Origin of the sequence: Novosphingobium sp. SG751A (assembly GCF_013149295.1) — a bacterium.
GTDB lineage: Bacteria > Pseudomonadota > Alphaproteobacteria > Sphingomonadales > Sphingomonadaceae > Novosphingobium.
The window spans coordinates 1-8,911 of sequence record NZ_JABGCB010000048.1; the positions used below are offsets into that span (position 1 = coordinate 1).

At 63.3% G+C, this 8,911-nt stretch carries 7 protein-coding genes; 5 read left to right on the plus strand and 2 right to left on the minus strand.

Annotated features, from left to right (window positions below; genetic code table 11):
- The first annotated feature begins 141 nt into the window (after positions 1-141).
- Positions 142-1,809 carry an alpha-glucosidase gene (locus FHW96_RS25605; RefSeq protein WP_216651087.1) on the plus strand — a complete coding sequence of 556 codons (1,668 nt, stop codon included), beginning with the start codon at positions 142-144 and terminating at the stop codon, positions 1,807-1,809.
- 175 nt (positions 1,810-1,984) lie between these two features.
- Here the strand turns inward: FHW96_RS25605 and FHW96_RS25610 are convergent, their stop codons facing one another.
- Both FHW96_RS25610 and FHW96_RS25615 read right to left on the minus strand, forming a co-directional pair.
- The gene (locus FHW96_RS25610) at positions 1,985-3,307 is read right to left on the minus strand and encodes a sigma-54 dependent transcriptional regulator (RefSeq protein ID WP_172343394.1); all 1,323 of its coding nucleotides are present in this window, start codon (positions 3,305-3,307) and stop codon (positions 1,985-1,987) included.
- Positions 3,304-5,040, minus strand: a complete 1,737-nt coding sequence (locus tag FHW96_RS25615; RefSeq protein ID WP_253951273.1) for a sensor histidine kinase — start codon at positions 5,038-5,040, stop codon at positions 3,304-3,306. The genes FHW96_RS25610 and FHW96_RS25615 overlap by 4 nt, the downstream gene beginning before the upstream one ends.
- A 154-nt stretch (positions 5,041-5,194) precedes the next feature.
- Here FHW96_RS25615 and FHW96_RS25620 point away from each other — a divergent pair, with 154 nt between their 5' ends.
- From FHW96_RS25620 to FHW96_RS25635, 4 genes are read left to right on the plus strand one after another with little or no spacing between them, the layout of a single operon-like run.
- Positions 5,195-5,521: a hypothetical protein gene (locus FHW96_RS25620; RefSeq protein WP_172343395.1), complete on the plus strand. Its 327-nt coding sequence runs from the start codon at positions 5,195-5,197 to the stop codon at positions 5,519-5,521.
- Positions 5,522-5,531: 10 nt separating this feature from the next.
- The gene (locus tag FHW96_RS25625; protein ID WP_172343396.1) at positions 5,532-6,752 is read left to right on the plus strand and encodes an SDR family oxidoreductase; all 1,221 of its coding nucleotides are present in this window, start codon (positions 5,532-5,534) and stop codon (positions 6,750-6,752) included.
- The gene (locus FHW96_RS25630) at positions 6,745-7,218 is read left to right on the plus strand and encodes a DUF2269 domain-containing protein (protein ID WP_172343397.1); all 474 of its coding nucleotides are present in this window, start codon (positions 6,745-6,747) and stop codon (positions 7,216-7,218) included. Before FHW96_RS25625 ends, FHW96_RS25630 begins: the two co-directional genes overlap by 8 nt.
- Positions 7,215-8,195: a hypothetical protein gene (locus FHW96_RS25635; protein WP_172343398.1), complete on the plus strand. Its 981-nt coding sequence runs from the start codon at positions 7,215-7,217 to the stop codon at positions 8,193-8,195. Before FHW96_RS25630 ends, FHW96_RS25635 begins: the two co-directional genes overlap by 4 nt.
- Positions 8,196-8,911: the final 716 nt, after the last annotated feature.

Genomic DNA, 8,911 nt, shown 5'->3' on the forward strand with positions numbered 1-8,911 from the left:
ACCGCAAGCTAGCCGCCTAAAACCAACCCCCAGACGAGGCCCGCACCCCGCTAATCTACGACGCAATTTGTGCCAAATGTTCTGATGACGGACAGAGTGCACATGATGTCCAGAAGGGAAGCAATCACAATCATGGCCGCGATGAGCATTAGCCCGGCATCGTCGCATGCCGGAATCGTCACCCGCGATATGGCCTGGTGGCAATCGGCCATCGGTTACCAGATTTATCCTGCCAGTTTTGCAGACAGCAATGATGATGGCATCGGCGATATACCCGGTATCATCGGCAAGCTGGATTATCTGGCCGAATTGGGCATCGGGTTCATCTGGCTGTCGCCGGTCTATGCTTCGCCGATGGTCGATAATGGCTATGACATTTCCGACTATCGGGCGATCAACCCGATCTTTGGCACGATGGCCGATATGGATCGGCTGATCGCCGAGGCCCGCGCCCGCAAGATCGGCATCGTCATGGATCTGGTGGTGAACCATACGTCCGACCAGCATCCCTGGTTCCGTGCCGCGCGCTCTGATCGCCATTCGCCTTATCGTGATTACTACATCTGGCGCGACCAGCCGCCGGCCAAAGGCACGCCCGCCGATATTGAAGCCTCGTTTGGCGGATCTGCATGGAGTCTCGATCCGCAGAGCGGGGAATATTACTTCCACCTCTTCGCGCCCCAGCAGCCCGACTTGAACTGGGCCAATCCCGCTCTTCGCGCTGAAGTTCATGCGATGATGAACTGGTGGCTCGACAAGGGCGTTGCCGGCTTTCGCATGGATGTGATCGATCTGATCGGCAAGCAGCCCGAGGCCGGTATCGTTGCTGATGGGCCGGAGCTGCATCACTACCTGCGCGAAATGCACGAGGCCACGCTGACCGGGCGGGATGCGGTGACGGTGGGCGAAGCATGGAGCGCAACTCCGACCAATGCGCCACTCTACAGCGCGCCGGAACGCCAGGAAGTGTCGATGGTATTCCAGTTCGGTCATGTCACGCAGTTCTGGGACGAAAAGCTGGGCAAATGGAAGCCCAAGTCGATCGATTGGCCCAGGCTGAAGGCAACCTTTGCGGCATGGCAACAGGCGCTGCACGGCAAAGGCTGGAACTCGCTGTTTTGGGGCAATCATGATCTGCCGCGCGCTGTCTCGCGCTATGGTGACGAGGGCGAATACCGTGTCACTTCTGCCAAGGCGCTTGCCACGATCCTGCACCTGATGGAGGGCACGCCCTATATCTATCAGGGCGAGGAGATCGGCATGACCAATGCCGGTTTCACCAGCATCGAGCAGTATCGCGACGTGGAGACCATCAATTTCCATCGTATCCAGTTGGCGCAGGGCGTTGCCGAGGCGGATTTTCTCGCCGGTGCCCGGGCCAACAGCCGCGACAATGCCCGCACGCCGATGCAATGGTCGGCCGCTCCCCATGCCGGGTTTACCCGTGGCCAACCGTGGATCGCGGTCAACGAGAATTTCCTCCGCCTGAACGTGGAACTGGACCGGGCCGATACCGATGGCGTCTTCCAACACTATCGCCGACTGATTGCCCTGCGCCGCGAAAATGCCCTTATCCGTCACGGGGATTTCAGGCTGCTGCTTGCCGACCATCCCTGCCTGATCATTTTTGAGCGGCGGTTGGGGGCTGAATGCCTGCTTGTGGTTGTGAACATGTCGCGGCAGGAGACCGCGATACCTACCATGGGCGTGCCGTCAGTGCAGGGCCGGGATCTTCTGACCGGCAAGCAGGTTTCGATAAAAGCGGGCGCCAAGCTGAAACCCTACGCTGCATTTGCGCTCCGGTGTTAAGGTCGGGCGGACCTGTTGGTCATCCGGATTGTGCCGGTACGTCGCTTGCCGCTTGGCAGGTGATAGCACCATGGGCCATCGGGTAGCGACTTGGGTCTCCTCAGGAAATTATGATGTATGAAGGGAAGGTATCAGAGAGCTGCTTTGGCGCTTGCAAAGACTGCTTTCGCGGCGGCTACCGCAAGCCCATCCGGTCCATCTTTTTGAGCAGCCCGACCCGCGATAGGCCAAGTTCACGCGCAGTGTGGGTATGGTTATGACCCGTGCGTGCTAGCGCCTCGACGATCCGCCGCCGCTCCAATTCCGCCACTTCCTCTTCCAGCGTCTGCGGTTGGTGCGCGGTTTGAACCGACTCGCCTGATCCTGTTGCAAAGACCAGATCCTGCACGCCGACCTGCCCCTGCGCCAAGGCCGCCGCGCATTCCACTGCCGCTCGCAATTCGCGCACATTGCCGGGCCATGCGCGCTGGGCGATCCATCCCAAGGCATCAGCGGAAAAGCTGGCCTGCGGGGTGGCGCGCCGCAGGAAAATCTGCGCCAGTAGCGCCTTGTCCGCGCCGCGATCGTCGAGCTTTGGCGTGGACAACACCACGCCTTTGAGCCGGTAATAGAGGTCCTCGCGGAACGAGCCATCGGTGACGGCGGCGGCCAGATCGCGGTGGGTGGCGGCGACGATCCGCACATCGGATGTTCGCATCTCGCGCGCGCCAACCGGTTGATAGGTGCCATCGGCAAGGAAGCGCAGCAGCTTCACCTGCATGGCGGGCGGCATCTCGCCAATCTCATCAAGGAACAGCGTGCCGCCATGGGCGACCTCGACCAGCCCCGCCCGATCGGCATGGGCGCCGGTAAAGCTGCCCTTGAGATGCCCGAACAACTCGCTTTCCAGCAGGTCGGCAGGAACCGCCCCGCAATGCACCGGCACCAGCGGCCCCTTGGCACGCGCAGAGGCCGCATGGATCGCACGCGCCACCAGTTCCTTGCCCGTGCCACTCGGCCCCAGCACCATCACCGGCAGGTTGGTGGGCGCCACGCGGCGGATCAGCGCCCGTAGCGCCACCATCGGGGGCGACTGCCCGATCAGGCCCATGTCTTCGCTCGCCTCATCGCGAGCGCGCAAGGCGGCCAGTTCCTGCGCCAGCCTTGCACGTTCCACCGCACGGGCTACCACCACCTTCAGCAGATCGGGATCGACCGGTTTGGCAAGAAAATCCCACGCTCCCGCTTCAATCGCCTGCATGGCCAAAGCCTGATCAGCATGGCCGGTCATCACCACCACCGGCGCGGGGGCAAAGGCGGGGATCAGCGCGATGCCCGCTTGCGGATCATGATGCGGCGGCATGGCCAGATCGAGCAGCACCACCTCGGGCTTCGCCTTGGCAAAGGCGGCGCGCGCGGCATCGCCATCGCCCACGGTCATCACCTCATGGCCCTGTGAGCGCAGCCAGCTTGCAGTTAGGCGCTGAAAGGCGGGTTCATCATCGGCCAGCAGAATCATGCAGGTTCCCCGAAAGTCAGGCGGAAACAAGTGGTCCAGCCCTCGCGCTGCGCCAACGACACCGTGCCGCCATGGGCCTCCACGATGCGCGCCACGATGGCAAGCCCAAGGCCCGTGCCACCGGGGCGGCGGGAGACGAAGGGCTTGAACAGGCTGCCCACGATCTCTGGCGCGATGCCGGGGCCGTTGTCGCAGACATCGATGACGCCTGTTTGGGCATAGATGGCGCATTCACCGCCCATCGCCCCGGCATTGTCCACCAGATTGGCCAATGCGCGGCGCAAAGCGAGGGGATCGGCGGTTAACATCAAGCCTTCATCCGCGTGCACCGGCACGCCAAATCCGGCCAGAAAGGGCGCCAGTTCGATCGGGCGCGGCGCCACTGTCCACGCCCGCGCATAATCGAGAATGTCAGTAACCAGCGCGTTCATCCGCCCCACCTGCTCGCCAATTTCTGCGCGAACTTCGGGCGGGGCGCCTGTGGCCGCCATCTGCACAATGCCCAGCGGGTTGCGCAGATCATGGGCAATGGTTGCCGCCAGCGCGCCCAGTTCGGCAAGGCGGGCCTCGCGCTCGGCATGCACCATGCGACGGGCGCTGGCGATGCGGCGGGCGGCTTCCTCGACCAGCGCGGCCACGCGGCTGGCGGTGTGGCGCATGGCGGCGGGGGCATCATCCCATCCGGCCAGTGTTACGGCCTCACCGGTGATCGCGAGGCACGGCCCATCAGGCCCGAACCCCAGATCCCGGCGCAGCTTGGCATTGGCCAAGGCTTCGAGTTCCCGCTCGTCCACAGCCTGCGCCAACGCATCGCGCCACGGTTCGACATCCAGCGCCGCACCGGGGAACACCAGCCGGTCGGTCAGCCGCTTTAGCGGGGCCATCGCGACCAAACCCAACGCCATGGCGCCCGCCAGCGCCGCCCATGTCGCTACAAAGCCCTCTGGCCGCCCCGCCAGCGCCAAAGGCAAGGTGGCAATCAGCGCCGCCGCGCCCCCTGCGCCTGCCAGCAGCAGAACCCACACCAGCCCGCGGCGCGCCCAGACATCGGCCGCCATGAAGCGATGGCGCAGCACCGCATAGACCAGCGCCACCGAATAGAGCGGCAGCGCCAGCACAGGCCAAGGATAGGCTTCGATCCCCAGCGCCGGAAAGGCAAAGCCGGTCAGCGCAAGCAAGCCGATCCCGCTGGAAGCAAACACCGCCCCTGCCTGATCGCGATGCAGCCCGCTTTGTTGACGCCATGTCTGCGCGAGGCGCAAATGCCCCGCCAGCGACAGGCCCGCCGTGATGCTCAGCACGCCCCAGCCCACTGGCGAAGGCACAAAGGCCCCCGCAAATCCGTGCCACGGGGCGATCCGCCCAACGCCCAGCGCAAGGCCCGCCAAGGTTGCGATGAGGGCGATACCATAGCTGGCCCAAGCCACGGGCCGCAGCGCGCCGCACAGCGCAAAGGCAAACACGAGATGCACAAAGGCCGCTGCTGGCAAGGGCGAAAGCGCGATGACAGCGAGCGTGAAGGGCTCTGCCCCTGCTCCCCACATCGCAGGCGCGGCCATGGCCAAACTCCACAGCGCCACCCCGCAAAGGAACGCCACCAGCGTCCATGCACCCGGCAGGCCCCGCGCCTTGGCCGCAACAAAGCCTGCCAGCAAAAGGCTGGCCAGCGCAGTCAGACCCAGCGCGCCGATATAGGCCATGATACCGAAAGCTGTATCCATCGTTGACAGCATATCACGCGTTTCCGTTCACGTCGTTAACATTCAGGCGGCCACTTCACGGGCGAAAACCCCGGTTTTCCCGCGATCATCGCAATTGGCATGCCAGTTGCGATGCAGGAGACGGGCGCGGTCAACACGACCGCCCTTGATTAAAAGGAGCCAATCCATGTTGATCCCGATCGCCGCTTTGCTGCTCACCTATGCCGTCACACTGGTGCTGGCGGGGCTGGCGGCTTTTGTGCTGCGCCGCCCACTCTCGATCCTGCTGTCCGAATTGTGCGGCACCGAAGAGCGCTCCTCGTTCTGGACGGTGTGGTCGATGGTGATGATGATCGCGCTGCCGTTGCTGTTCGTCTCGATGGCGCGTGTTGCCACCGATCCCACCGAGCTGATCCAGGGCACGGTGGCGGCTACTCTGGCGGGCATCCTAATGGCGATGGCGGGCATGGGGCTGGCCGTGTGGCGCCGCGTGCCACAGCCGAGCGTCGATTGAGGAGGCCGCGATGCGTGTGATGATCGTGGGCGGCGGCTTTATCGGCGGGCACTTGGCCGGGCGGCTGCGGGCTGAAGGATGCGTCGTCACGGTGGCAGGACGGCGCGGTGCGGATGTGGCCTGTGATCTTTCCAGCGACGATGCCGCCGTCTGGGCGCAACGGCTGCGGGGGTATGATGCGCTGGTGAATTGTGCGGGCGTTCTGGCGGCGGGGGCGGATTATAACGGTGTGCACACGCTCGGCGCAATTGCCCTGTTCAACGGCGCCGCGCGTGCCGGGGTTGGCCGCGTGATCCAGATCTCCTCGCTGGGCGCGGAGGATGGTACCACCGCCTATCACCGCAGCAAGCGGGCCGCCGACGCGCATCTGGCCACACTGGCGCTGGGTTGGGCGGTGATCCGCCCCTCGCTGGTGGTGGGGCGCGGCAGGGGCAGCACAGCACTGTTCAGCGCGATGGCAGCCTTGCCGCTGATGCCCGATATCGGCGGCGGCATGGTGCAACCCATCGCCATTGACGATCTGGTGGAGGCGGTCTGGCGGCTGTTACAGCGCCCCTTGCCCATGGCGTTGATGGTGGATGCGGTGGGGCCGGAACGGATGCGCATCGTGGATCTCATGGGCCTGCTGCGACGCTGGCTCGGTCTTGATGCGGCTCGTGCGGTGCCAGTGCCGTGCTGGATGCTGCGGGCGGTTGCCATGCTGGGTATTGGGCCGATGACACGGGACAGCCTGACCATGCTGGAGGCTGGCAATACCGCACCGGTCGAACCCTTTGTCGCCGCATTGGGTTTCACCCCGCAACCCATCGCACAGGCCTTGGCCCGCAGCCCAGCAACGCCGGGCGATTTGATGGCCGCAAGGCTCGGCCCACTTGTGCCCGTGCTGCGTGGCCTGTTGATTGGGGTGTGGCTGGCCGGTGGGTTGGTGCCCTTGCTGCTCACCCCGATGGCGCAGAACACCCACCTGCTTTCCCGCCTTGGCCTCAGCGGTACGGCAGCGATCGGCACCGTCTGGGCCGCATCGCTGGCTGACATGGCAGTGGGCCTCGCGTTGATCCTGCATCTGCCGGGTGCGGCTCTTGCAGGCGTGGCCCTGATGAGCGCCTACAGCCTGATCCTTGCCGCCATTGCCCCGGAACTCTGGGCCGATCCCTTTGGCGCCCTGGTCAAGAACCTCGCCGTCCTCGGCCTGTCTCTGGCCGTTCATGCGATGGAGAAGCCCCATGTCTGACTATCTGCTCCTCAAGACCATCCATATCCTCAGTTCCACCCTGCTGTTCGGCACGGGCCTTGGCACGGCTTTTCATGGCTGGATGGCCAACCGTTCGGGCGTGTTGGCGGCGCGGCGGGTGGTGAACCGCAATGTCGAACTGGCCGATTGGTTGTTCACCACCCCCGCCGTGATTGTGCAGCCAGTGACCGGCGTGTGGCTGGCCCATTTGGCGGGTTTTCCACTGACAACACCGTGGCTGATGGCGGCCATCGCGCTCTACGTTCTGGTGGGGGCATGCTGGTTGCCGGTGGTGGCGATCCAGATCCAGATGCGGCGCATCGCCGAGGTCACGCACGACGGCCAAGAATTGCCTCCAGGCTACCACCGCCTCGCGCGCTGGTGGTTCGTGCTGGGCTGGCCTGCGTTTATCGGTGTCATCGTCATCTTCTGGCTGATGGTCGCCAAACCGGAGTTTACACTATGACCGGGACGCCCTCCAATCGCGGACGTATGGTCGCCGGGTTTACGCTGGCCTTGGTCATCGCGCTCAGCGCCTATATCCTGATCAACGCCAGCAAGGCGAACAGCGTGGGCTTTGCCAGCTTGTGGTTTCTGGCCATCCTGCCTGCCTATCTTTGCGCCTTGATCTGTTATGTCGCTGATCCTGAGCTTGAAAGGCCACGTTCCTTTTACCTCTCGGTGCCGCCGGTTTTTGGCATCATTGTCTGCGTGGGATCGGCGGTCTTTCTGCGCGAGGGGGTGATCTGCCTTGTCATGCTGGCGCCGGTCTGGCTGGCGGCAGGCTATGCTGGCGTCTATATTCTTCGCCGCGTGCGAAGGGGACGCGATGACTCGGCAAGTTTTCATGCCTCACTGCTGTTTCTGCCCCTGATGTGCGGGGGTGTGGAAAGCCAGATTCCTATCGCCGAGCAGCCGGTCACGCTGACCCGCTCGATCATCATTGAGGCGGCACCTGAGCAAATCTGGCCCTTCGCCGTCGCCAACGCCCATATCGGAAGCGACGAGGGGCAATGGAATTTCACGCAAAGCATCCTGCGCCTGCCCCGCCCGCGCGCCACCACGGTTAGCGGGCATGGCGTGGGGGCCATCCGCACCGCCTATTGGGGCGATCACATCAATTTCGAGGAGCGGATCACACAATGGCAACCGGGACGTCGGCTTGGCTGGGCCTTTGCCTTCACCAATTCCTCGCTCCAGGATTATACCGACCGGCATATCGCGCCAGATGGGCAATTCTTGAAAATCGACACTGGCGATTACACGCTGACAGCGTTGGGCAAGGGCAGGACGCAGCTCACCTTGCGCACCAACTATATCGCCAAGACCCACGTCAATCTTTACGCGCAAATGTGGGGTGAAATCCTGCTGGGCGACATTCAAAGCAATGTGCTGGCCATTATCAAACAGCGTGCCGAAGGGAGCGCGAGCCAAGCGGGCTAAGGCAACTCCATATGAACGCACGGCGGCTTTGGATTTTGGGATATGGTCAATTAAAGGTCTGCTCTGAACTTGGTTGCTTCCACTAAAGCTGGCGCAAAATCGTCTGATCCTTGATCTTGTCCTCGTCCACCAGCAGGAATGCCTTGGCAAGAATGGTGGAGAGCAATCCGTTGCCTGCAAATGGCAGCTTGATGTTCTGCGCCTCAGCTGGTGGGCGGTCAGGGACAATGCAGAGATAGCGGTTGCTGGGCCTGATCTGAATGTTGCTCGACCCGAAATGGATCGCATATCCTCGACCACGCGGTCGTATTGGTGCTGGTGAAGGAAAATGCGCAGTGCAATGATCTGTTCGAGTAGCGGTGCGGGAAGGCTCGTTTGGGGCGCGAGGGCCTTTGCGGCCTTTGCAATCGGGCCAGACCGCAAGTTCGCCAACAAGGCCCTGTCAAAGGGTTCGGTTTGTACCGCCCAACCGTAACCGCGCGACGGACTATCCGCCTTCGCAAACTGGACGACATCGTTAGCGCTGGGCCTAAACGTCTGCGCCAGTGCGGAACTACTCAAACCGAAGCTGCAATCGGCTGGCGAACTGCTCAACCGCAGCGACAAGTCGCTGGCGCGCTACGCCTCTCCCATCATTCTGGCAAAGCTGCCGGGCGGGGCGCCGAGGCGTTTGCGAAAGGCGGTGCTGAAGGCGCTGGCAGATTCATAACCGATGT

What these genes read in the sequence shown, in the direction of transcription:
- FHW96_RS25605 (WP_216651087.1), top strand. Translation starts at nt 142, where the DNA reads ATGAGCATTAGCCCGGCATCGTCGCATGCCGGAATCGTCACCCGCGAT.
- FHW96_RS25610 (WP_172343394.1), bottom strand. Translation starts at nt 3,307, where the DNA reads ATGATTCTGCTGGCCGATGATGAACCCGCCTTTCAGCGCCTAACTGCA.
- FHW96_RS25615 (WP_253951273.1), bottom strand. Translation starts at nt 5,040, where the DNA reads ATGCTGTCAACGATGGATACAGCTTTCGGTATCATGGCCTATATCGGC.
- FHW96_RS25620 (WP_172343395.1), top strand. Translation starts at nt 5,195, where the DNA reads ATGTTGATCCCGATCGCCGCTTTGCTGCTCACCTATGCCGTCACACTG.
- FHW96_RS25625 (WP_172343396.1), top strand. Translation starts at nt 5,532, where the DNA reads ATGCGTGTGATGATCGTGGGCGGCGGCTTTATCGGCGGGCACTTGGCC.
- FHW96_RS25630 (WP_172343397.1), top strand. Translation starts at nt 6,745, where the DNA reads ATGTCTGACTATCTGCTCCTCAAGACCATCCATATCCTCAGTTCCACC.
- FHW96_RS25635 (WP_172343398.1), top strand. Translation starts at nt 7,215, where the DNA reads ATGACCGGGACGCCCTCCAATCGCGGACGTATGGTCGCCGGGTTTACG.